This is a genomic window from Vibrio sp. L85 (assembly GCF_963871815.1).
In the GTDB taxonomy this organism is placed as follows: Bacteria; Pseudomonadota; Gammaproteobacteria; order Enterobacterales; family Vibrionaceae; genus Vibrio; species Vibrio harveyi.
This window is the reverse complement of sequence record NZ_CAWMYL010000167.1, coordinates 1-22,167: the sequence shown is the minus strand read 5'-3', so window position 1 is coordinate 22,167 and position 22,167 is coordinate 1. Positions and strand designations below refer to the sequence as shown.

Genomic DNA, 22,167 nt, shown 5'->3' with positions numbered 1-22,167 from the left:
TGACAAAGTGCTGATTTACCTAGCAAACATTTGACAAAAGTGCAGCGAAAGCTGCACTTTTTGTCTATATAATCAGATATAAACTTATAGGCATAACAAATTTTGTTGTTATGCTGGTCATGATTAGGAGACGGCATGCCTCGTTTTATTCAAATTCTACAAATAGTCCTTGCGGTTGTGATCGGTAGCTTTGTGGGCTACGACTTGATCCTTCACGGCATCAGTATCTTCGATGAAAAATACGTCACCATCACTTGTGTCTTGTGGTTGATTTTGGAGATTGCACTGTTTGTTATCTACAAGCTTATCGAAGACGATTAGAGTGTAAACTGGTTATCAAGATCCCCGAAGCCTCTGAAATTCTCAGAGGCTTTTGCGTTTTTAAACGTCAGATTTTGCCGTGAATACTTTGTTCATCTTTGATTAAGGTTGGTAAAATTACACTGCGTAGCAGAAATTGATGAGATAAATAAAAAGTATGAAAAGAATAACGCAAGAAGTGAATGACTTTATCAGCCGTGGTATGGACACCAATGTCCGAATCGCCGTGACTGGGTTATCTCGAGCGGGGAAAACCGCCTTTATTACTTCTTTAGTCAATCAACTGCTGCACACTGCGACACACGATAATTTGCCACTGCTTAATGCGGCCCGTGATAAGCGCCTGATTGGCGCTAAACGTGAACCACAAACGAACATGATGGTGCCACGTTTTGCCTATGACGAAGCAATGAGTCAAATTCATGCTACACCTCCCCAATGGCCGGTGCCAACTCGTGACGTGAGCGAAATTCGTCTTGCACTCAAATATAAACCGAACAAAACCACTAAAAAGCTGCTGAGCAAAACCGCGGTATTGAACGTCGATATCATTGACTACCCGGGTGAGTGGCTTCTTGATTTACCTTTGCTTGATATGGATTTTGCAAGCTGGTCTCGTACCCAGTTTGATGCGCTAAAAGGTCAGCGTCTTGAGCTTGCCAACCCTTGGTTAGAGGCGCTTGATTCTGTGGATTTGAATGCAGAAGCTAGTGAAAAACAGCTTGAGCAGGTTGCTAACGCATACACAGATTATTTGCATGCTTGTAAAGACTCAGGGCTACACTGGGTGCAACCTGGTCGATTTGTTTTACCGGGTGAACTGGCTGGTGCGCCAGTGCTGCAGTTTTTCCCGTGTCGAGTTGAGGAAGGGGTTAAGCCTTCTAAAGGCAGCAACCTCGCGATGCTAGAAGCGCGTTACCATGAATACCAGCAAAAGGTCGTCAAAGCGTTTTACAAACATCATTTTGCTACTTTCGATCGACAGATCGTACTGGTCGACTGCTTGCAGCCACTTAACGCGGGTGATGAAGCTTTTTATGATATGCGCCAAGCGCTTGAACAGATCATGCGTAGCTTCCGGTATGGGCGCAGTAGCTTCTTGCGTCGTTTGTTCTCACCAAAGATCGACAGAGTTCTGTTTGCTGCGACGAAAGCGGATCACGTGACCCCAGATCAGCACCCTCACTTAGTGTCATTGTTACAGCAAATGGTCCACCCAGCATGGCAAACCGCAGCGTACGAGAATATTGAAATGAGCTGCATGAGCATTGCGTCGATTCAAGTGACCATGTCAGGCTTTATTGCCTCCGGAGATAAAACCGTCCCCGCGCTGCAAGGCACGACGTTAAAAGGGGAGCCAATGACGATGTTCCCGGGAGAAGTCCCTAAGAAGCTGCCGAATACCGCCTATTGGCAAAACAGTGGCTTTGATTTTACTTCTTTCCGTCCAATGCCTTCAGAAACGGATGAGCCGATGAAACACATTCGCCTAGACAAAGCATTGGAATACCTATTGGGAGACAAATTGAAATGAGTGAACTAAAACAAAAACAAGTCTTCTCAGAAAAAGTGATGCACAGTGATCAAGAGAGTGTTTCTCCTGAGTTGACGGCTCAAAAGACGTTTTCAGAAAAAGAAACCTTCGTACCTGTGGCGATTGAAGAGCAACAGGATGAAACAGAACAAGAGTTACAGCTTGAACATGTCATTCGCCCGAGAATGGGTCGCAAATGGCTGACAACGGGGCTTTTTGCAACCTTTGCCGGTTTAGTTGGTTGGCAGACGGTCGATTCTGTCGTTACCGCAGTACAAACTGCTGATTGGCTTGCTCTTGGCTGGGCTGGCTTTATCACCACTATCGCTTCTTTTGGTTTGGGTGCACTAGGCAAAGAGCTATGGAAGCTGCGTAAACTTCGCAATCATTTTAGTGTGCAGGAAGAAAGCGAAGGACTTATTGATAGCCAAAGCGTCGGTAAGGGCAAAGCCTTTTGTGAAAAAGTGGCGGAGCAAAGCGGCGTGTTGGCAGAAAACCCGGGGTTTGATCGTTGGAAAAACAGCGTAAACCCAGCTCATAGTGATGCCGAAATTCTAGATATGTATGATTCCATGGTTGTGAGTCAGCAAGACAAGCTCGCAACCAAAATTGTTTCGCAACATGCAACTGAATCTGCCGCGTTGGTGGCTGTGAGCCCATTAGCAGCCGCTGATATGTTGCTGGTGGCATGGCGTAACTTCAAAATGATCGATAATCTTTCGAAGGTGTATGGCGTTGAGCTGGGGTATGCTTCACGCATCAAACTGCTATGTGCAGTGTTCGTTAACATGGCAGCAGCAGGTGCCAGTGAGCTCGCGATTGATGCCAGTATGGATCTGATGTCGATGGATTTAGCTGGAAAAGTCTCTGCGCGAGCAGGGCAGGGTTTGGGTGTGGGTATTTTGACTGCGCGCCTAGGGCTCAAATCGATGGCACTGCTTCGTCCATTACCTTGGTATCCGGAGCGTCAGGTGAAACTAGGTGCGATTCGCAAAGAAGTGGTGGCGAAAGTTGCATCAATCACGATGAAACCGTAATCAATGTCACCTTTGACGGTGAGGATTACTTGACGCCATTCCAAGCTTGGTAGAAACTACTGTCAACTTTTCCTGACAGTTGTGATTTGGGATATTTTCAGTGCGTCTTGAAGTCTTTTGTGAAGATAGACTCGGTCTTACCCGAGAACTGCTCGATATTTTAGCGTCTAAAAGCATCGATTTACGTGGTATCGAAATTGATATTAGTGGCATCATTTACCTAAACTGCCCTGATATTGATTTTGATACCTTTAGCGAACTAATGGCAGAAATCCGCCGTATACCGGGGGTCAAAGACGTACGTAAAATCCAATTTATGCCAATGGAGCGCCACAATACTGAGTTGCTCTCTTTGGTAGATAATCTTCCAGATCCTGTCTTTGCCATCGACCTCAAAGGTGCGGTAGATATGGCGAACATGTCAGCATTGTCTCTACTTGGTCAGCACAAACAAGATGTGATTGGCACTCAAATCGGAGTTTTGTTACCGAGTGTTCGTTTTTCTCGTTGGTCGGAAGGCGTTAATGCCCGCACTCGTGAAAGCTTAGTGATTGATGGTTTGGACTACATTCTTGAGTTGATGCCTGTTTACATTAAAGACGAAGCGCAAAACTCAACTCTTGCTAGTACGTTGATGACTATTCGCTCTAGCCAGCAAGGTGTGCAGATAGAAGAAACTCTGCCATTGCATAACCAGTTAGGATTCGAGCATTTTGTTGGTTTATCGAATCGCCATAAGGCGTTGATGAACCAAGCGAAAAAACTGTCAGTGCTTGACCAACCCCTATTGATTGAGGGTGAAACTGGTACTGGCAAAGAAATGCTGGCAAAAGCATGTCATAGCCGATCCGGACGCGCGAGCAAGCCATTTATGGTGCTGAGTTGTGCGTCGATGCCGGACGATGTTGCGGAGACCGAGTTATTTGGTCATGCACCTGGCTCGTTTAATCATGAGCAAGGGCATAAAGGTATTTTTGAGCAAGCCAATGGCGGCACCGTTTTTCTCGATGAGATAGGCGAGATGAGTGCACACTTACAAATCAAACTACTTCGCTTTTTACAAGATGGAAACTTCCGTCGTGTTGGTGCAGAAGATGAGATGCATGTTGATGTGCGTATTATTGCCTCAACCAAGCACAACCTAGCCGAACTTGCCGAAGCAGGTAAGTTCCGTGAAGATTTGTATTATCGTCTCAACGTTCTAACGTTGAACATCCCGCCGCTGCGTAAACGCTCGAACGATGTTGCACCATTGCTGGATTTGTTTGTCACAAAACATGCTCAGCAGCTTGGTATCGATAAACCAGAACTCGATGATGAACTTGTTGATGCGTTAGCAAATTACCAGTGGCCCGGTAACATGCGTCAGTTAGATAACATGGTGCTTCGCGCGCTGACTGAGATGGAAGGTCATTTGCTAAAAGCGGATAACTTTAATCTGCCTCAACCGCAAGCAATGGGCGGAGGTAGCGCAACCTTGAACCTTGATGGATCATTGGATGAGATCATGCGTGATTACGAATCGCAGATTTTAGAGCGTTTGTATCAATCTTTCCCATCAAGCCGTAAGCTTGCCAAGCGATTGAATGTCTCTCATACCTCTATCGCGAACAAGTTGCGTGATTATGGTATTCGTAAAAGCTAGGGTATTCGTACAAACTGGGCTATCCGAAAATTAATCCGAAATTAAATGGAAGTTGTCATTCGTAATGGAAGATAAAAGCTCCTCAATCGCCGTTCACAAGTTGGACGGCGACTTGCTTCTACGTACCGCAGAAATTGGTGATGCCGATATGATTGCGGCGTATTTTCAGACAAACCGAGAGTATTTAGCGCCTTTTGAACCAAAACGTGAAGAGGCATTTTACTCTGTCAACGGCTGGCTACAAAAGTTGATAAAACTGAACGAGCTGCATAGATTGGGGTTGGGCTACTACTGCCTACTCGTTCACGCTGAATCAGGTAAAATGCTCGGGACGCTCTCTTTCAGTAACCTGACCCGTTTCCCATTTTATGCCTGTAATGTGGGTTACTCTCTTGCTGAAGATGCGCAAGGAAATGGCTATATGCGCCGCGCGTTGAAAATGGCATGCGACTATATGTTTGATGTACAAAAGTTACATCGCATTCAAGCTGGCTACATGCCGCATAACACGCGAAGTGAAGCTGTTTTGCAACATGTCGGATTTGAAAGAGAAGGTTACGCAAAGGATTATTTGTTGATCAACGGTGAGTGGCAAGATCATGTGCTGACATCGCTGACTAACCCGAATTGGAACGCAGAGGCTCGATAGATGGAAAGGCTGGAAAAGCAGTTAGCGCTTTTGATAGAACTAGACCAACTGAAAAGCGTACTTCGACGCACTCGAGTAAAAAGCGCTGATGGACGTCTGGAAAATAGCGGTGAGCACAGCTGGCACGTTGCGCTAATGGCTGTTTTAATGCAAGAGCACGCTAATGCTCCAGTTGATATTGCGCGTGTGATGAAAATGCTGCTTATTCATGATGTGGTAGAGATCGACGCGGGCGATACCTTTGTTTATGATGTTGCAGCGTCTAAAGAGCAAGAAGAGAAAGAGTTCAGAGCGGCTCAGCGTTTGTTTGGTATGTTACCAAGCGATCAAGGTGAAGAACTGCTCGCTCTGTGGCATGAATTTGAAGCCGCGCAAAGTAATGATGCTAAATACGCTAAGGCGTTAGACCGCCTTATTCCAATGTTGCTCAACTACCACAATGATGGTCAAAGTTGGAAAGAAAATGGGGTGACGCGAGAGCAAGCGTTAACCATCAATAAAAGAATTGAATTTGGCTCTGTCACATTATGGGACAAGGCTAAAGAACTGATTGAAGATGCCACCGAGAACGGTTGGTTGAAGTCGTAAGAAAGGAGACTGAATGTCTTATTTGCCTTTGGATGAATACCAAAGAAAATGGATTTTTACTCACCAGTCAATGCCAGTGCCGGAAGAAGACCTAGAGTTTATCAAGCCAATGAGTCAAGCTCGCGCCGCGCAGTTCTGGAAAGAGAACATCAGTGCGCAAAGCCCTGATGCAGATCGTTTGAGCTCATCAGACTGGCCAATGAAAGAGTCTAACTGGTCACAAGAAGTCGATTGGATGGCTGCTTGGGAAGCTGATGAACCTGAACTTCCAGAAGAAGTGGCGACGTTTATTGACTGGCAAGATGATGTAACCGTGTACTTTTGCTATGAGAAATACAACGTGATTGAGACGAAGTGGTCAACGTTTAAAAAACACTGGAAGAATTTCTTGTTCTACGACGATGGTCCGATTTTGATTGGTCGTCGCCGCGCTCAAGCTCTGTGGTTTGACTCCAAAGGAAACGTCAAGCTAGGAGAGCGCCACTAGCACGACTTTCGCGCATAAATGGCTAAAGCCACCGATGTTTTACTCGATGGCTTTTGTTTTTTATAGGCTCGATAAAGGGCTCAATACGCCGCCAGCACCTCGCTCGATTACATGCGTGTATATTTGTGTGGTTTTTACATCGGAATGTCCAAGCTGCTCCTGAACCGTGCGTATATCTGCACCGGACTCGAGTAAGTGCGTCGCAAAGCTGTGCCTGAGCGTGTGGCAAGTGACCGACTTTTCTATGCTTGCATCTTTTGCGGCTCGCTTCACTGCTCTTTGTATCGCGCTTTCATTGATATGGTGACGCCTAAACTCTCCTGTTTCGTTGTCGACATTTAACTTGGTGGAAGGGAAGAGGAAGTGCCAATTAAAATCCAGCTCGGCTCCAGGATATTTTCGACTTAAGCCGTCGGCTATATTTACACCCGCATAACCTGCCACATGACGATCTTTTTGGTAATAATCTCTTGCTAAGTTTACTTGTGCTTTTAATGGTTCATGTAACTCTTTTGCCAGTGTCACTGTCCGGTTCTTGCCCCCCTTTCCTTGCCAAACTCTGATTGCTCCATAATCGTAATCGATATCTTGAATCCGCAATCGGAGACATTCCATGACTCGAAGCCCTGAACCATATAACAATTGAATATGGAGTTTATATCGTGGATCAATATGTTGAACAAAGCGGCGTACTTCATTCCTTGTTAATACCACTGGCAATTTCATTTCAGCCACTGACTTTTGAAATCGCATGTTTAATGAAAGTGGCATTTGAAAGTATTCACGGTATAAAAAAGAGATAGCATTTAATGCGAGAGCCTGCGTTTTTACTGCCACTTTTTCTTCAATCGCGAGGTGGCTAAGAAAGCCTTCAACATCATCTTCAGAAAGTTTCGAAGGGTGGGCTAGCTGGTGGAAATGTATGTATCGCTTTATCCAAAATAGGTAGGCTTCTATGGTCTTCTTGGCATAATGACGTGAGATCATATGCTCTTTCACGCTGAGTAAAAACTGACTTTTCATTGTTTAATTTTAACTGGTTATTTATACAGGCTTCTTAAATTAGCGTGCTTAAACGAATTAGGCACGCCTGCGCAGTCTAATTGCGTGGTTGAGCACACAGATTCATACTGATTTTCTATTTGTTTCATGCAGATAAGTGCTAGCATGCATACTTTCTTTTGCATGAAAGAAGGCGGTAGCGTGCCTGAAAGATGGCTTAAAGCCGTATAGAAAGCGTTATATGCTAAGGGTAATTTACTTTTCGTTATAAAATCGGAATTAGAGAGGAAGCCAAAGTTGTACGGCAATGAAATTTTTAAGGTAATAAAAGATAAAAGAGAGAAATACCTAAAGGAAGAGGATGAATTAAGGTTGAGTAGTGTCGGACCTCCAACCCGAGAGGAAATTTTTAGTTCATTCCCTTACATTGACAACATAGTATTTCAAAAAATAGCAACCAGTATAAATTGGCAAAAGTTGAGTATGAGGTTCCTTTGCTTAATTATATCTAGTATCTGGTTTTCCGTTTTTCCTGTATACCTTTTTGTAATCTATATGTATGAAAAAGGTTTCTTTTCATATGAGTTTTTTGTCGATGGAGTTGTCGGGTTAAAGTCATTTTTCTTTGCAGCCGCAATAGTTACAGTGTTGCTTTCTTTCTATCTGTTTGGTTTTATTCTTGTTGCAAAGAACATCTATGTAGACTATGTGAAAACCGGTGCTTTTTCATGGGCAGCTAGGTTTGCATTATGGGCATCATTTGCACTTGCTGCATTTATACACTACTTGCTGTTCTTTCTTTCGTTATCTTATGATGATTTAGTAGTTTACAAAGCGAATGTAGTAATGGCATTCGTAATAATTTTGTACGTATCAAGCTTCATTATCGTTAGAAAGTCAGAGTCAGCTACAAATTGGATTCCTTCGGCAGTTTTCTTGTTTGTTTCATTTAGTTTACCTCTATTTTCGATGGACAGTGTGGCAAAAGTTATTGATGCAGGTTTGCGGAAATTTAATGTTGGTGCAGACAAAGAGGTGAAAATCTACGAAGGCACGAATAATAATTTAATCGCTAGTGGTAAGGTTTTATTTTGGTCTCCTGACTTTATCTACTTTACTTCTCAAGACGGGGAAAACAATTACTTGCATGCTTATCCTACTAAAAATGGCACACACATTGTTGTAGAAAGATAGGCGCATATAACAAACTGTTTAAGAGTGATTCACAACGCGTGGCATTTTTACTATGCGTTGTTTTTTCGTGTTTAAGGTGGTATGCGGCAACTGCGGTATTGCGTTGTTCACACCTTAACAGGGCGTTAGCTGTATGGAGTAAATATGGAATCAATTGGGAAGTTTTTAACTGCTAGTTGGGTGGCAGTGGTAACGGTTATTTTCTATTTTAAGCGTTCGGAACTTGGCGAGCTATCGTTAAACGAGTGGGGGGACTTCCTAGCTGGTATCACTGCACCAATTGCTTTTCTCTGGCTTATTATTGGGTATCTACTGCAGAAGAAAGAACTAGAAAATAATACCCACGCCCTTCAGCTGCAAGCGGAGGAGATGGCAGAAACATCTGAACATCATAGAGAGGCTGTAGCTCTTCAAAAAATTGAACTAGCCCATCAATATACAATAAGCCTAGACGTAACAACGGTTGGAATGGAAAGGCTCAAAGAAGATAGCTCAGTCTTAATGGGGCTTACTATTCTGAATAATGGAAGAGAAAGGCGTAATTTAGTTGTCAGGACTTATCCTGATATTGGCTTAACCACAGTGATAGAATCGGATGTTTTTCAGGCAAATGAGGGGCGTAGATATTTCTGGATATCTAAATCAGTAAATGAGCTGCCTCCTAGGTTTATAGTCGAAGTGTCTTACACCGATGTGGAGTATTTGCATCAAGGTCTGTCTTATTTCACCATTCAAAGAACAGGAAGCAAATCTGAATATGGTATTACCCGTGGGAAATACAGCTAACAAACTGTTCAAGAGGGATTCGCAACGCGTGGCATTTTTACTATGCGTTGGTCTAAGTGATTAAGGTGGTATGCGTTGGCATCGGTATTGCGTTGCTCACCCCTTAACAGGGCGTTATACCGCCCGATTATGAGGATTAAAAATGAGTAAGGTTATAGATATAGAAAATAGTAAGAATATTGACAAGACTATCCGGGTTCGGTGTAAAAACTGTAATAGTGATACAAATCATAAGATTCTTGCTGGCGTTCAACTGAATGGAAAGGATTATCACTCTCCAGAGGATTATTTTGGCTGGACAGAAGAATATGAAGTAGCGCAATGTTTAGGTTGTGAGAATGTAGTGTTCCATAAAACACACGAAGATGAAGATAGTTATTACTATGATCCTGAACTAGGTTGTCCAGTATATAACAAGTCTGTGAATCTTTACCCAAAGCCAGAAGACAGAAGTCACGGCATAAAAGATAGGCACCTATTACCTCCAAAATTACAAAGGATATATCTGGAGACAATAAGCTCACTAAATAGCGGACATACGATTTTAGCCGGTATCGGAATAAGAGCTATTGTTGAAACTGTATGCAAAGATCAAGGTACTTCAAGCCGTGACCTTTTCGGTAGAATAAATGAACTTAAAGACAATGGCGTCTTAACAGATTGGGGGGCGCAGATCTTACACAAGCTTCGTGCTCTGGGTAATAATGCAGCTCATGAAGTTGAGCCTCAGAGTGGTGAGCAATTAAAACTAGCATTTGATGTAATTGACAACCTTCTCCATAGCGTTTACATCCTTCCAGAGAAAGCCAAACAAACATTTCCATCGGTATAACAAACTGTTTAAGAGTGATTCGCAACGCGTGGCATTTTTACTATGCGTTGCGTTTGGTGTTTAAGGTGGTATGCAGCGGCTTTTGTATTGCGTTGCTCACACCTTAACGGGGCGTTATATCACAATGAAAAATATGGAGAAATTAACAATAATGGTTGCAAGTCAAAGTCACAAAATAGGTCAATTAAAATGGTTTTATTCTGCGCTGACTGGTGTGTGCGCAGCATATTTCTTTGCCTTATTTAGTGGGCAAGCAAGTATTGTAGGATCCAGTTATTTGCAAGCTTCTACCATCTTGTTTGCGATATGTTTGCCTCTATTCGCAACTTTTTCCCTAGTCCATATATTCTTTGTTGAGGCTAATTTGCCTTCAGATGTCTGTGATGCAGCATTGGAACAACCTTGGGTTACAAAGTTATCCAGAGTAGCGATCATCATGTTTATTGTGGCATTTGGCTCGCTAATCGGGCACTTTTCAGTATTAGCTTTGTTTGGCTCAGTTACAATGACAGTATGCTGTTTTTTCAGCGTTAAGGTGTTTGTAAAACAAGTTAATCAGAAACTACGCGAAAAGTGATATAACAAAGCATTTAAGAGTGATTCTCAACGCTTGGCATTTTTCATTCTAGCGTTGAGCTTAGTGTTTACGGTGGTAAGGTTGGGTTTCGTGGTTGCGTTGCTCACACCTTAATGCGGCGTTAGCTAAATAAAATAATAATGAGGTAACTATGGGTTGGAAAGGTACAGTTAGATCTATTAATGCAGCCGCAAAGCGCGCAGATCGAAACGCAAAAAAACGTCAACGTGAAATTGAAAAAAAGCAAAAGCAGTATGCGAAAATGCAAGAACTGGAGCAAGCTGCGTATGAAGTCGACGTTTTTGAAAATCATATAGAAATTGTTCAGTCCATGCACAAAGAGTGTGGAGATGAAATTAACTGGCATCAAATTTCTTTGTCTAACGAGCCTATAAAACCAGTGTTTTCAAATGTGTTAGAGCAAAAAGCAACGCAGCTAAAAGAAGCATACAAACCTAGCTTCATTGACAAATTGTTTAAGCGAGTCGATTCAAAGCTTTCAGCTTTAAATCTTGCTATAGAATCAGCTAAACAAAAAGACAGTAATAACTATGAAGCTTCACTCAAAACTTGGGAACAGGAGTGTGAAGATTGGGCGGATAGCGTCGAACAGGCAAAGAAAGTATTAGCGGGCTCTCCTGAAGCCAAAATCGAAGTGATTAAAGAAATGAGCCCTTTTAGTGAGCTTGATGCGTTGGGTTCAAGTCTTCACTTGTCCATCTCTGATACATCGTTAGTAACTGTGAATGTACACATTCATGGTGAAGATATCATTCCTAGCGAACAAAAGAGCCTGTTAAAGAGCGGCAAGTTGTCGGTCAAAAAAATGCCTGTAGGGAAGTTCAACGAAATCTATCAGGATTATGTTTGTAGCTCAGTCCTGCGAGTTGCACGTGAGCTGTTTGCAATATTGCCCGATGAATTTGTGGTAATAAATGCAACCGACAAATTGCTTAATAAAGCAACGGGACACTTGGAAGAATCAAATGTTCTTTCGGTGTATATCTCTAGGGCTACGTTAGGTGGGATTAACATGGAAACAATAGACCCTTCCGACTGCATGAAAAACTTTATCCATAATATGTCTTTCAAAAAGACCAAAGGCTTTGAGGCTGTCGAAACAGTGGATGTTGAAGCTGTAGCGTAACTTATTTAGCTAACAAACAATTTAAGAGTGATTCAGCACGCTCGGCATTTTTGGTTTGGGTCTAGTTTAGTGATTACGGCGTCCAATTTGAGTGTTGTGGCAGCGTGCTTCACACCTTAATTGGGCGTTAGGTTTCAATCGTCTATCAAAGATTCAAGTTATGTTAGGTAAAAGGCTCGGTTAGTTAAATGTATAGAAAAGAAAATTTTAATGAAGATAATTTTGACAAAAAACTTGTTGAAGCTGTAGGGAATCGCTTGGAGCATGGGCTTTATACGGACGCTATTCTTCAGGGAACAAAGTACTTAACACAGTTGTTAAGAGATAAAGGTGGCTGTGAAGGTGATGGCGCCAATTTAGTCGGACAAGTTCTTGGTGGGAATGTACCCAAGTTACCGATAAATAGTGGCAATACCGTTTCAGAGAGAGATGAACAAAAAGGGATTGAGCAGCTGCTACGTGGTTACTACATAGGAATTAGAAACCCTAGAACCCATGAAGTGACTGAGGATACAGAAGAGTTTTGTATCCGAATTCTAATCTTGCTAGATACTATCCTTAAATACCTGAATGTGGAATTAAATGAGTTTGATATTATCCCTGTAGTTGACAAAATTTATGACCCTCACTTTGTACCTAGTATTGAATATGCTGAAGCTTTGATTGCACATGTCCCTAACAACAAATTGGTTGATATGTTTATTCTTGCCTTTGATCGCAGAACTGAAGGTAAGACTGATGACATTAAATTTGCATTTAATGCCATTTATCAACAGATATCAGGTGAAGATGAAAGAAAAGTTACGGAACACCTAGGTGCAGCATTACGTGAAGCCGCAGAAGACACTGATATAGCCGAGATTTTTAGATTGATGAAACCTAGTGCCTGGCAACTATTACAAAGTGACGTAAAAATGCGTATGGAAAACATCATCATAAAAAGTTGTGGTGTTGGTCGCTATGATATGTACGCGAGTTCACTTACTCATGGTTCAATTGGCACTTGGGGAAATACATTTGGTCGTTACTTCTCACGCATCAATGACTTAGGTGAAACAATTATTTCAAGGCTTGCAAACGACTGGTACACGCAAAATTATATTGCGCAGTACTACCCATATGCTATGACAACAATTATAACTAGTGATGCGATGCTCAAAAGGTTAGCGGATCAGTTGGCATATGCTGCGATAGGAAATCAAGCAAAAATACTCAGAACAAAACTACTAGAAGTAGCCAAAAATTATCCGGCTGAACTTAAAGAATACCTTAAGGTATCGGTTCAAGAACGTAGATATAGTGATACAGATTATGCAGATAAGCTATTAGCCGAACTTGCGTAAAAAACCTAACAAAGCATTTAAGAGTGATTCCCAACGCTTGGCATTTTTCATTCCATCGTTGGGTTTTGTGTTTACGGTGGTAAGGTTTAGTTTCGTGGTAGCGTTGCTCACACCTTAATGCGGCGTTAGCAGTTTACGCAGGAGGTTAGATTGGCAGTCTATTGTATTTATAGTAATCAGCTCATGAGTAGTGCTGATATTAGTAGAGAGCATATAATTCCTTTATCTATGGGAGGAATGGATGGTTTTGAAATTCCTGTTGGAAAAGAGATAAATAAAAAAGTTGGTTCCAAAATAGATGGGAAAGTGTCAAATGATCCATTTATTGCTCTAGACAGAAAAAATGCTCAGGTTAAAGGGCACAGTGGTAAATTAGCACAACCAGTTTGGAAAAATGTAAAAGTTGGCGATGAAAAACAACCTCTTCAGATTAGGTTCAATGCACCAGGAGAAACGGAGCATTGGTGTCCTAAAACCAAAACAACTGTCGATACATCCTCACTTGCGGGTAAAAAAGGTGAGATCCAACTTAAAGTAGATATTATTCCACCATTATTGTTTGTTGCTAAAGTCGCTTTAGCTGCGGGTTATTACGTTTATGGCGACATTTTTAAAAACAATGCCGATATTACGTCTTTACAAGATTTAGTAAACATAGAGCCAAAAAACCAAGAAAAAGTGTTGTCCTCTAGCCGACTTCGTTTTATCGACAGGTTTCAGCATGAAGAGAAAGACATTGGCGATTATCTAATGTTTAAAGAAATTGGTGAGCTAAAGTCATGCTCGACAGTTACGCTCATGCAGCATCAAGATGGTTTTGTTGTTGCGGTCTCAATTCTAGGGAAATTTCTTGGTGCGGTAGATGTTGATGCCCAAATGGATGACTTCCCAAATGAAGGTAATCATCGACAAGGACATGTGGTTTTTTTAGACCGTGAAAATGGTATTGAAACAATGTCTTTTTACGATGCTGTATGTATTGTTGGAGAAAGATACGGTCTTCAACCACAAAACTGCTAACAAAGCATTTAAGAGTGATTCGCAACGCTTGGCAGTTTCGCTTCGCTCAAGTATAGCCAAACGCCGCTCACACCTTAATGCGGCGTTAGTCGCCAGAAAAAGCTAGCAATCAAAATCATGTTGCTGAGCTTAAAATTTAGCAGCTGTTTGCCTGGTACACCGATTAATCGTCGATCATCAGAACTTATTTTTAGCTGTTTTAAGTCCAAAGTTTTGTAACTGTCCTAGCGGTTGTTTTGTTCTTTGGTGCTGACAGAGCAGGGCAATCGAGAGTCTGTTTTTGGTTGCAACTCCGCTCGGCGAGTTTGTCGGTACAAAAGCCGATTTACTCGCTGAAATGACGTTTTCTCTGGTGTTGTAAATTCCACCTGGTTTCAGTGACTTTGTTGAAAGTCCGCACTGTGAGATTGGCTTTCCAAAAGCCCTTTTTTGTGTTGTCAGTCCGTTTTCTGCGGCGTTGTTTGTTCCAAGTGGTTTCATTGACTTACCGCTTTGAGACTACGCCTGACTTAAATGCATCAAAGCACATAAAGTTTGTTGTTCGCAAAGTTTAGTTCGGCTTAAAATTGTCGCTCGGTGCCTCGCGACTAACAAACTGCTCAAGAGGGATTCGCAACGCGTGGCATTTTTACTATGCGTTGAATTTAGTGATTAAGGTGGTATGCGGCGACATCGGTATTGCGTTGCTCACCCCTTAGCAGGGCGTTATGTTCTTCGAGGAAAAAATGAAAATATCACCTTCAGAAGTATTGCCAGCATTCGTTGATATATATCCAGATTGCCGTGAGCACTTTATAAAAGAAGCTGACTATTGGATAGACGAAAAAGGAGCTATTTCAGTTCACTCGTTATTCTCAATCTTTAGCTCACTTGTCGTAGAAAGGTTCTTGTTAGGTGAGTATGAAAAAAGCGAAGATTTGTTTGGTTTCATAGATCTTGCAATCAAAGTGGGGGATAAAGAGGTTTCAAATGCTGCGTGCACATGTTTCGTGGAAAATCTCATAAACATTGCATCTACAAAAACTGACTTTGAGTTATCTCACTTCTGGAGTCTACTTGGACCTTTAGCTACAGAGTTCGCAGATAACTATATGGCTGAGAATTTTTAGTGCTTAGTAAGTACGAACATAACAAATTGTTCAAGAGTGATTCGGCACGCGTGGCATTTTTACTATGCGTTGGGTTTAGTGGTTAAGGTGGTATGCGGAAGCTTCGGTATTGCGTGCCTCACACCTTAACAAGGCGTTAAAAGTCAGAGGTATCAGTGAAAAAGTTTCTTAAAATTATATTGGTTTTTGCGTGCTTGATGATACTTATCGTAATTACTCCTTATGCGGCAAAATATTGGGAGCAATTTAGCAACGCTACAACTCAAGACTTTGCAAATTTTGGTACGTATTTTAGCGGTGTTTTAACTCCGTTATTTACGCTGGTATCTGCGTTATTTGTTGGGTTTCAAATACTAGAAACTAGTCGAAACAATAAACTTGAACGACTTGTGAGGGACCACAAAGAGTACTTAGCGTCATTCATTGTTAAATTAGATTCAATCAAGAAAAGTGATATTGTTAGCGCCGATCACTGTGCTTTAAAGGCATATCGTAATGGAGAGGGCATATTTCTTAATCTCCAACAATTTTATACATCTCAAAATCAGTTGATTGAGGGTTTTAATATCGTCTCTAAGACTTTGTTTCAGATTTATCAAATAGATCCTCATCAATTTAGTTCTTCACAAGGTCTAACTTTTTCTAAAGCAGATAGAGATATTTTGGCTCGTATAGAGAGATTGGCTTTTTTCTTGAACATCGAGAGAGGTTACACAACGATTCAAGATTACGAATGGTTGTGTAAAGAGTCTCGGTTAAAACTGAAGAACTGACTTTTAACAAACTGTTTAAGAGTGATTCGCAACGCGTGGCATTTTTACTATGCGTTGTGTTTAGTGTTTAAGGTGGTATGCGGCGGCTATTGTATTGCGTTGCTCACACCTTAACAGGGCGTTAACTGGCGCAGAAAATACGCAAGCACAATGATACAGTTTCTAGGTTCAGAGATTTAGCGTGTTTGGTCGGTTTCATTAATTAAGCTAATGCGACTAATTTCAGTTTGATACTTAAGTTTACTGATGTGAAAGGCGGCACAAAGCCTTCTAATAATATAAGGTATTCGCGATTAGTTCGGCGCACTTACATCGCCGAAGTATGGTGTTGTGAGACGCATTTCAAACTAAAGATAAACGGTAATCTTTTAGTTAAATACATGTTTGAGTTAGCTTTACTAATCATTAATTAGGAAAACTAGCCTTGGCTAAAGTGGTTGTAAGATCGGCGAAAACTGAAAGGCGCTCAGTTAACAAACTGTTCAAGAGGGATTCGCAACGCGTGGCATTTTCGCTATGCGTTGATTTTAGTGTTTAAGGTGGTGTGCGGTCGCTTCGGTAATGCGCTGCTCACCCCTTAACAGAGCGTTATGCAAATTGGTTAAGTTCGGAGATATAGATTGTTCAAGATTAGCGAAGAAGTCCAGAAGTTAAAAACTCAAACATTGACTCTTTCTGGAATCGCACTATTCATTTCGATTACAGCGGCATTGCCAGAAAAAATTGCAATTATCGGCTTAGACCTTTCCGGAAGCAAAGAAACAGCTGGCTGGTTTTTACTCATAATTCTTGGCTATTTCCTTATCAAGTTCTCAGTACTTTCCATTTTTGAAGTCGTGAAAAAAGCGCTTCCTCGTTGGATTAGCTATAAGGGTAAAGATCTTCGTGGAGATGTAATGGGATTTTCTGAAAAAGATATCTACGATGAATATGAGAGGCAAGGTCAATATAACGCAAATGAAGACCTAGGTACGCTTTCAGGAGAAGCTGCTGACATTGACCGTAAACGAAAAAAAATGGATCGTGATTATAAATCTAAGTTTGTGGCGGTATACAATTTATGGCTATATATCAGTGACATAATTTTCCCAATTGTGTTTGGCTGTTTCTGTTCTTGGGCTCTTTATCGCTTCTTAGAGTATGGTGTGGTCTTCAAATTTACATAACAAACTGTTCAAGAGGGATTCGCAACGCGTGGCATTTTCACTATGCGTTGGTTTTAGTGTTTAAGGTGGTTTGCGGTGGCTTCTGTATGGCGTTGCTCACCCCTTAACAGGGCGTTAGCTTAATAGGAGTAATGTTTAATTGAGCGAGTATATTGGGTTGGTCTCTAGCGTAGTAGGTTTCATTACCCTGATAGGTACTGGTGTGCTGTGGTACTACAAAAAGAATCCTTCAATAAAAGTATCTATACAAAAGACTGATAGTAATATTTCTATTCTTGTTAGAAACCATAAAGATGTACATGTGAAAGTTAAGCATGTTCTCTTAGTCACAAAATCTAGATGTAAGAATGGACTTCATTTTGACCATCACTCATTTTTTTCGCTTGTCGATAGCGAACAATACGGTTTTCAGTCCACTCAAAATGATAATTTAGATATATCCTTAGAACCAAATGGTTCAGTTGTGAACTTTGATATACCGTATTCAAAGGTGGTTCACCTATATGGGCATTTTTTGCCATACAAACCATGCAATGTGTATAACACATTATATTTAGAGAAAGTTGTTAAAATGCCAAAGTGCTATGTGGCGATTTTTCTCGATTCGGGAAAGTACAAGCTTGTTCCGCTACCATCTGAGTTTTATCCATTTTACCGAAAATATGTTGGTCACGAACTAGATAGAGACTTTGCTATTTATTTGGGAGAGCACCCTGATTTATCGCTCAGTTTTTCAACTCGGGAGCAAAAATTGAAGTACGAAAAGTGGTTATTAGATAGGTATTCAATAACAAGAAAAAATTACCACTACCTATTGGAAAATTAAGCTAACAAACTGTTTAAGAGTGATTCGCAACGCGTGGCATTTTTACTATGCGTTGGTTTTAGTGTTTAAGGTGGTATGCGGCAGCTTCGGTATTGCGTTGCTCACACCTTAACAGGGCGTTAGCCATACAAGGAATAACTATGAAAATTGAGCTAGATTCGAACCCGAAAATTAGCGACATTGAGGAAATCCGCTCACATCTTAGAAAATACAATGATGAGCACCTCGAAGGCGTAGTTGAGCAACCAGTAGCAATCTATGTTTACAACGATGAACAAGACAAAATAGCAGGTATTACCGCAGAAATTTGGGGTAATTGGCTCCATGTTAAGTTGTTGTGGGTCGCAGAGTCGTTGCGTGGAAGCAACATGGGAACACATCTACTCAAGCAACTTGAAGAACATGCCGCGTCACAAGGTTGCCAATATGCACAGGTCGAGACATTCAGCTTTCAAGCTCGTCCATTTTATGAAAAGAATGGCTATTCGTGCCAAATGACGTTAGAAAACTACCCAGTATCTACAGCCGTACATTACTTGGTCAAAAAATTGCGGTGAGAGTATGGCTAACAAAGCGTTCAAGACGGATTCACAACGCTTTGCATTTTCGGTTTGCTTTGAATTTAGTGTTTACGGCACAATGATTTAGGTTTGGTGGTTATCGTTGTTCACCACTTAACGCGGCGTTAGCTGAAAGGCTGAAATACGTCTTCGGAGAATTATGATTTTATTAAATGATATTTTAAAGCTTGATAATCTAGAAAATGTTAGAATTAGGTTTAACAAAATGTTTGATGGTAACTGGGATCCTTCTAGTTTGTATAAACAAGGAAATACGGAAGAGTTACTAATTGGAAACTACCATAATCGTGGTGGTAAAAAAGTTTATAGAGTTGGTGATAAAGTCTTCGGGTTTATTAAAATCAAAGAGGATCGATGGCTACTTTTTCACGCTGGAGTTGTAACTAAAGATTTGGATGCTATGAGCGGTATGGGTTACGACTTTGAGGTCTTACCTGAGTACGACAAATATTGCGGAAGACTAATCGTTGAGTATAAAAACAGTTCGCAATATATGATTAGACGAGCAAGCAAAGTTATAGAAGACTGTAAAGTATTAGAAATTTTGTCAGATAATTTTGACGACGACTTATTTCCAGGATATGAAAATGTGAAGCTATCATGGGCAAGCCTTGAAAGAGTCATTAAGAAGGAAAGCTGGCAAGTTGCTTTAGAAAATCAAAAGGGTGTTTATCTTATAACTGACACGTTAACAGGGAGAATGTATGTTGGTTCTGCATATGGTCAAGATATGATGCTTGGTCGATGGCGAGACTATGTTAAAACTCTTCATGGTAATAATAAGCAATTAAAACTACTAGAATCGGATTATATTAAAGATAATTTTGAATATTCAATACTGGAAATTTTCAAATCAACAGTGGACGACAAAGTTATCCAACGTAGAGAGTCATGGTGGAAGGATATATTAAAAACACGATCTTTTGGTTATAACTCAAATTAATCACCTAACAAACAATTTAAGAGTGATTCCCAACGCTTGGCATTTTTCATTCCATCGTTGGGTTTTGTGTTTACGGTGGTAAGGTTAGGTTCTGTGGTAGCGTTGCTCACACCTTAATTCGGCGTTAGCAATACAGAGGTATTGGGAAAATAATGAGTAAAATAGATGTAACAAAAGTCCTTGATGGTGTAGAGAAAATCACTTTAGAGGGTAGTGACTGTAAAGTTTTTCGAATGAGTAAAACGACATTTCGACGTTTTAAAGATCATCAATTGTTAGATCTTGCGGGGGTCTATTTGCTATCGTCAACTGACGAGGAAGAGGACAGGATCTATATTGGTGAGGGAGATGATGTGAGAACTAGATTAAAAAGTCATTCATTCTCTAAAAGGTTCTGGAATTATGTTCATATTTTTACTTCAGACAATATGAACATCGCATTTGCGAAAAATATTGAGAACAGCTTTATATTAAAGGCTAAAAGGGCTAGTAGCCACAATGTTACTAACTCTGAAGAGGGAGGCTCAAAGAAATTAGGTTCCCAAGATCTGGAGTACCTAAAAGAGTCGAAAAAACAATTCTTTCAAATTATTGACGCTATTGGACTAACTATTTTTGAAAGTTCACCTAAAACATTGTATTCATGTACCGGAAAAGGCTTTGAAATTCATCTTGCCGAACCTGATTCAATAAATCGCACTGTAAAGGTTAAAAAATGTAGCCAGTTTTCAACACTTCAGGTCGAAAAGTATGATCTAAGAACTGTTTGGGGAATAGAATTAGATAACAACAATATTCTAACTGAAGATGTCATTGTAGATATTGGGAATTCCTCTTTGCCAAATTTGTTTGGAAATATGTACCTAACTAAATTTAAAAACTATAACGGAAAGTCTATTATTTCTCATCTATAAATGTATTGCTAACAAAGCATTTAAGAGTGATTCGCAACGCGTGGCATTTTTACTATGCGTTGATTTTAGTGGTTAAGGTGGCGTGCGGAGGCTTTTGTATTGCGTTGCTCACACCTTAACAGAGCGTTAGATTTTAATTGGAGAAAGTATGTATCGTTCAGAACTACATGACATTTTGAAAGAATCATTGGAGAAGACTAAGTGGACGCGCTCTACGAAAGATGAAGATAACTATCGTCAAGTCTTGTGTTCTGCACTATATAATTACATATCACCTAACAATGTTGAGATTCCTTCGACAAGGTCTGCGCATGGTGACATTAAAATCTTTGGTAGAAGAATCGAACTGAAATATGCAAACAATGACAAAGTAGAAAAATTAGAGAGCTTTTTGAATGATTTTGATTTGCTTCTAGATGACAAAATTGAATTTTCGATTATGGCTATAAGGACTGATGTCGTACATACCGATAATTTCCTTCATAATTGCGTTCGAACTCCAATGCTAAAACCTTCCGGTGCTAATAATCAATTCTGCATGCATCAAAGTAATTTGTCTGGAAAAGCTAAAGTGTCAAAAAAGTATGAATACAAGGGACCGTCGGTGTTTTTGCCTGCTGTTTATCCACATGAAATTCGAAACCTCACTATTCGAGAAGGGCAGGGTAGAAAGTCTACTGCTTATTTATCATTTGAAAATATTAATGCGATAGATCGCTCATCAATAATCCAAATAGATGAAAACTACATTCACTGTGACGTAATTGGCTCTCGTGAAGACGGATTTATTGCTTTCCTATATAAGAAAATGTGCGGTACACAAGTTAGAAATAAAAAAATTTCAGATCGAGTATCAATAGAGTACAAGCCTAATAATCTTGAACTCGCATTGAAGTATTACGTTGATATTGAGGTTAAAAGTAAGAAAGATACATCAGGCAAAAACACTGTTTTAGAATGCGGTGTGCCTCTCTACAAAATCTAACAAAGCATTTAAGAGTGATTCGCAACGCTTGGCATTTTTTATTCCATCGTTGGGTTTTGTGTTTTCGGTGGTATGGTTAAGTTTTGTGGTAGCGTTGCTCACACCTTAATGCGGCGTTAGTACGGGGTTGACATCAAAGGTCATAAGTTTTGGTGTTTATCTGTTTTGGCGCTCGTCTTTACACCTTTCAGTTTGTACCTTTCACGTTCTCTCCGGTGGCACTATATGCGGAGTGTTCGCTTTGATTTCATCGTTTACGGTCTCTAACTCTTAATCTATTTCTTTATTGCTTCTTCTTTTTCGTGGTTTTTACTAAGTCAAAATTGTCTTTCTTTGGTGTTGCCGTTGAAGTGCGAGGAACGAATCCTTTTCTAATTTGAAGTCAGTAAAAGTAGGTGAGTTCAGTACGTTTTTCTTCTAGCCAACTCTCGTATTTCAATCGGGGTAAAGTTTTGTAGCTGCCCGTCTCACTTCAGTGTTCAAAGCCTTTCATATTATGCGACTTTTCAATATCTTGGAGCGCATAAATAGAAGTAGCGCATGTACTAACAAATTGCTTAAGAGTGATTCGTAACGCGTGGCATTTTTACTTTGCGGTGGCTTATGGTGATTAAGGCGCTGTGCGGTAGCTTTTGTATTGCGTTACTCACACCTTAGCAAGGCGTTAGGCAATTGGGAGTTACATTGAACTTAGTCTGTTATCTTTCA

General features: G+C 40.7%; 24 protein-coding genes. 22 read left to right on the top strand and 2 right to left on the bottom strand.

The features are described 5' to 3' along the window. The first annotated feature begins 135 nt into the window (after nucleotides 1–135). The 7 genes from AACR11_RS15975 (at nucleotide 136) to AACR11_RS15945 (ending at nucleotide 6,261) form a co-directional block, all read left to right on the top strand. Complete coding sequence (locus tag AACR11_RS15975; protein WP_005433708.1) at nucleotides 136–321, top strand: hypothetical protein; 186 nt, start codon at nucleotides 136–138, stop codon at nucleotides 319–321. Nucleotides 322–478: 157 nt separating this feature from the next. After that, the gene (locus tag AACR11_RS15970; protein WP_029790026.1) at nucleotides 479–1,855 is read left to right on the top strand and encodes a YcjX family protein; all 1,377 of its coding nucleotides are present in this window, start codon (nucleotides 479–481) and stop codon (nucleotides 1,853–1,855) included. Further along, entirely contained in the window at nucleotides 1,852–2,892 is a 1,041-nt protein-coding gene (locus AACR11_RS15965) for a YcjF family protein (protein WP_029790025.1), read from the top strand. The genes AACR11_RS15970 and AACR11_RS15965 overlap by 4 nt, the downstream gene beginning before the upstream one ends. Nucleotides 2,893–2,992: 100 nt before the next feature. After that, nucleotides 2,993–4,537, top strand: a complete 1,545-nt coding sequence (gene tyrR / locus AACR11_RS15960; protein ID WP_009698366.1) for a transcriptional regulator TyrR — start codon at nucleotides 2,993–2,995, stop codon at nucleotides 4,535–4,537. Nucleotides 4,538–4,601: 64 nt separating this feature from the next. Then, the gene (gene rimJ, locus AACR11_RS15955) at nucleotides 4,602–5,186 is read left to right on the top strand and encodes a ribosomal protein S5-alanine N-acetyltransferase (RefSeq protein ID WP_005445212.1); all 585 of its coding nucleotides are present in this window, start codon (nucleotides 4,602–4,604) and stop codon (nucleotides 5,184–5,186) included. Then, a complete protein-coding gene (locus AACR11_RS15950) occupies nucleotides 5,187–5,774 on the top strand; it encodes an HD domain-containing protein (RefSeq protein WP_005445214.1) in 588 nt (195 codons plus the stop codon). A gap of 13 nt (nucleotides 5,775–5,787) precedes the next feature. Then, on the top strand, nucleotides 5,788–6,261 hold the full coding sequence (locus AACR11_RS15945) for a DUF2947 domain-containing protein (protein ID WP_005445216.1): 474 nt from the start codon (nucleotides 5,788–5,790) through the stop codon (nucleotides 6,259–6,261). Nucleotides 6,262–6,321: 60 nt separating this feature from the next. Here AACR11_RS15945 and AACR11_RS15940 read toward each other — a convergent pair whose 3' ends face one another. Further along, the gene (locus tag AACR11_RS15940) at nucleotides 6,322–7,284 is read right to left on the bottom strand and encodes an integron integrase (protein WP_029790024.1); all 963 of its coding nucleotides are present in this window, start codon (nucleotides 7,282–7,284) and stop codon (nucleotides 6,322–6,324) included. Between the two features lie 276 nt (nucleotides 7,285–7,560). Between AACR11_RS15940 and AACR11_RS15935 the strand changes: the two genes are divergently transcribed. The 7 genes from AACR11_RS15935 (at nucleotide 7,561) to AACR11_RS15900 (ending at nucleotide 14,162) form a co-directional block, all read left to right on the top strand. Further along, nucleotides 7,561–8,457, top strand: a complete 897-nt coding sequence (locus AACR11_RS15935) for a hypothetical protein (RefSeq protein ID WP_031781250.1) — start codon at nucleotides 7,561–7,563, stop codon at nucleotides 8,455–8,457. Nucleotides 8,458–8,601: 144 nt separating this feature from the next. After that, complete coding sequence (locus AACR11_RS15930) at nucleotides 8,602–9,243, top strand: hypothetical protein (protein ID WP_079324893.1); 642 nt, start codon at nucleotides 8,602–8,604, stop codon at nucleotides 9,241–9,243. A gap of 142 nt (nucleotides 9,244–9,385) precedes the next feature. Continuing rightward, complete coding sequence (locus AACR11_RS15925) at nucleotides 9,386–10,075, top strand: DUF4145 domain-containing protein (RefSeq protein ID WP_079324879.1); 690 nt, start codon at nucleotides 9,386–9,388, stop codon at nucleotides 10,073–10,075. 124 nt (nucleotides 10,076–10,199) lie between these two features. Beyond that, entirely contained in the window at nucleotides 10,200–10,652 is a 453-nt protein-coding gene (locus AACR11_RS15915) for a hypothetical protein (RefSeq protein WP_139374614.1), read from the top strand. A gap of 151 nt (nucleotides 10,653–10,803) precedes the next feature. Beyond that, nucleotides 10,804–11,799 (top strand): hypothetical protein, encoded by a 996-nt coding sequence (locus tag AACR11_RS15910; protein WP_004743050.1) that lies wholly within the window; start codon nucleotides 10,804–10,806, stop codon nucleotides 11,797–11,799. Between the two features lie 188 nt (nucleotides 11,800–11,987). Beyond that, nucleotides 11,988–13,142: a TIGR02391 family protein gene (locus AACR11_RS15905; RefSeq protein ID WP_079324875.1), complete on the top strand. Its 1,155-nt coding sequence runs from the start codon at nucleotides 11,988–11,990 to the stop codon at nucleotides 13,140–13,142. Between the two features lie 183 nt (nucleotides 13,143–13,325). Continuing rightward, on the top strand, nucleotides 13,326–14,162 hold the full coding sequence (locus AACR11_RS15900; protein ID WP_139374613.1) for an HNH endonuclease: 837 nt from the start codon (nucleotides 13,326–13,328) through the stop codon (nucleotides 14,160–14,162). A gap of 177 nt (nucleotides 14,163–14,339) precedes the next feature. Here the strand turns inward: AACR11_RS15900 and AACR11_RS15895 are convergent, their stop codons facing one another. Further along, nucleotides 14,340–14,642 (bottom strand): hypothetical protein, encoded by a 303-nt coding sequence (locus AACR11_RS15895; protein ID WP_029789821.1) that lies wholly within the window; start codon nucleotides 14,640–14,642, stop codon nucleotides 14,340–14,342. 245 nt (nucleotides 14,643–14,887) lie between these two features. On the opposite strand from AACR11_RS15895, the gene AACR11_RS15890 reads away from it, so the two are divergent. From AACR11_RS15890 to AACR11_RS15845, 8 genes are all read left to right on the top strand, one after another. Then, nucleotides 14,888–15,271, top strand: a complete 384-nt coding sequence (locus AACR11_RS15890) for a DUF7674 family protein (RefSeq protein WP_139374612.1) — start codon at nucleotides 14,888–14,890, stop codon at nucleotides 15,269–15,271. A 155-nt stretch (nucleotides 15,272–15,426) separates the two neighbouring features. Next, on the top strand, nucleotides 15,427–16,044 hold the full coding sequence (locus AACR11_RS15885; protein WP_029791004.1) for a hypothetical protein: 618 nt from the start codon (nucleotides 15,427–15,429) through the stop codon (nucleotides 16,042–16,044). Between the two features lie 620 nt (nucleotides 16,045–16,664). Beyond that, the gene (locus AACR11_RS15880) at nucleotides 16,665–17,210 is read left to right on the top strand and encodes a hypothetical protein (protein ID WP_029791003.1); all 546 of its coding nucleotides are present in this window, start codon (nucleotides 16,665–16,667) and stop codon (nucleotides 17,208–17,210) included. A 139-nt stretch (nucleotides 17,211–17,349) separates the two neighbouring features. Next, nucleotides 17,350–18,036 carry a hypothetical protein gene (locus tag AACR11_RS15870; protein WP_029791000.1) on the top strand — a complete coding sequence of 229 codons (687 nt, stop codon included), beginning with the start codon at nucleotides 17,350–17,352 and terminating at the stop codon, nucleotides 18,034–18,036. Nucleotides 18,037–18,176: 140 nt separating this feature from the next. Continuing rightward, a complete protein-coding gene (locus AACR11_RS15865) occupies nucleotides 18,177–18,593 on the top strand; it encodes a GNAT family N-acetyltransferase (RefSeq protein WP_029790017.1) in 417 nt (138 codons plus the stop codon). A gap of 163 nt (nucleotides 18,594–18,756) precedes the next feature. Next, nucleotides 18,757–19,560: a GIY-YIG nuclease family protein gene (locus AACR11_RS15860; RefSeq protein WP_029790016.1), complete on the top strand. Its 804-nt coding sequence runs from the start codon at nucleotides 18,757–18,759 to the stop codon at nucleotides 19,558–19,560. A gap of 152 nt (nucleotides 19,561–19,712) precedes the next feature. After that, nucleotides 19,713–20,474: a GIY-YIG nuclease family protein gene (locus tag AACR11_RS15855; protein ID WP_029790015.1), complete on the top strand. Its 762-nt coding sequence runs from the start codon at nucleotides 19,713–19,715 to the stop codon at nucleotides 20,472–20,474. A 148-nt stretch (nucleotides 20,475–20,622) separates the two neighbouring features. Continuing rightward, on the top strand, nucleotides 20,623–21,459 hold the full coding sequence (locus tag AACR11_RS15845) for a hypothetical protein (RefSeq protein WP_114145650.1): 837 nt from the start codon (nucleotides 20,623–20,625) through the stop codon (nucleotides 21,457–21,459). Nucleotides 21,460–22,167: the final 708 nt, after the last annotated feature.

Excerpts from the sequence above, each read along its gene's own strand:
- AACR11_RS15975 (WP_005433708.1), top strand. The coding sequence starts at position 136 with ATGCCTCGTTTTATTCAAATTCTACAAATAGTCCTTGCGGTTGTGATC.
- AACR11_RS15970 (WP_029790026.1), top strand. The coding sequence starts at position 479 with ATGAAAAGAATAACGCAAGAAGTGAATGACTTTATCAGCCGTGGTATG.
- AACR11_RS15965 (WP_029790025.1), top strand. The coding sequence starts at position 1,852 with ATGAGTGAACTAAAACAAAAACAAGTCTTCTCAGAAAAAGTGATGCAC.
- rimJ (WP_005445212.1), top strand. The coding sequence starts at position 4,602 with ATGGAAGATAAAAGCTCCTCAATCGCCGTTCACAAGTTGGACGGCGAC.
- AACR11_RS15950 (WP_005445214.1), top strand. The coding sequence starts at position 5,187 with ATGGAAAGGCTGGAAAAGCAGTTAGCGCTTTTGATAGAACTAGACCAA.
- AACR11_RS15945 (WP_005445216.1), top strand. The coding sequence starts at position 5,788 with ATGTCTTATTTGCCTTTGGATGAATACCAAAGAAAATGGATTTTTACT.
- AACR11_RS15940 (WP_029790024.1), bottom strand. The coding sequence starts at position 7,284 with ATGAAAAGTCAGTTTTTACTCAGCGTGAAAGAGCATATGATCTCACGT.
- AACR11_RS15930 (WP_079324893.1), top strand. The coding sequence starts at position 8,602 with ATGGAATCAATTGGGAAGTTTTTAACTGCTAGTTGGGTGGCAGTGGTA.
- AACR11_RS15925 (WP_079324879.1), top strand. The coding sequence starts at position 9,386 with ATGAGTAAGGTTATAGATATAGAAAATAGTAAGAATATTGACAAGACT.
- AACR11_RS15915 (WP_139374614.1), top strand. The coding sequence starts at position 10,200 with ATGAAAAATATGGAGAAATTAACAATAATGGTTGCAAGTCAAAGTCAC.
- AACR11_RS15910 (WP_004743050.1), top strand. The coding sequence starts at position 10,804 with ATGGGTTGGAAAGGTACAGTTAGATCTATTAATGCAGCCGCAAAGCGC.
- AACR11_RS15905 (WP_079324875.1), top strand. The coding sequence starts at position 11,988 with ATGTATAGAAAAGAAAATTTTAATGAAGATAATTTTGACAAAAAACTT.
- AACR11_RS15900 (WP_139374613.1), top strand. The coding sequence starts at position 13,326 with ATGAGTAGTGCTGATATTAGTAGAGAGCATATAATTCCTTTATCTATG.
- AACR11_RS15895 (WP_029789821.1), bottom strand. The coding sequence starts at position 14,642 with ATGAAACCACTTGGAACAAACAACGCCGCAGAAAACGGACTGACAACA.
- AACR11_RS15890 (WP_139374612.1), top strand. The coding sequence starts at position 14,888 with ATGAAAATATCACCTTCAGAAGTATTGCCAGCATTCGTTGATATATAT.
- AACR11_RS15865 (WP_029790017.1), top strand. The coding sequence starts at position 18,177 with ATGAAAATTGAGCTAGATTCGAACCCGAAAATTAGCGACATTGAGGAA.
- AACR11_RS15860 (WP_029790016.1), top strand. The coding sequence starts at position 18,757 with ATGATTTTATTAAATGATATTTTAAAGCTTGATAATCTAGAAAATGTT.
- AACR11_RS15855 (WP_029790015.1), top strand. The coding sequence starts at position 19,713 with ATGAGTAAAATAGATGTAACAAAAGTCCTTGATGGTGTAGAGAAAATC.
- AACR11_RS15845 (WP_114145650.1), top strand. The coding sequence starts at position 20,623 with ATGTATCGTTCAGAACTACATGACATTTTGAAAGAATCATTGGAGAAG.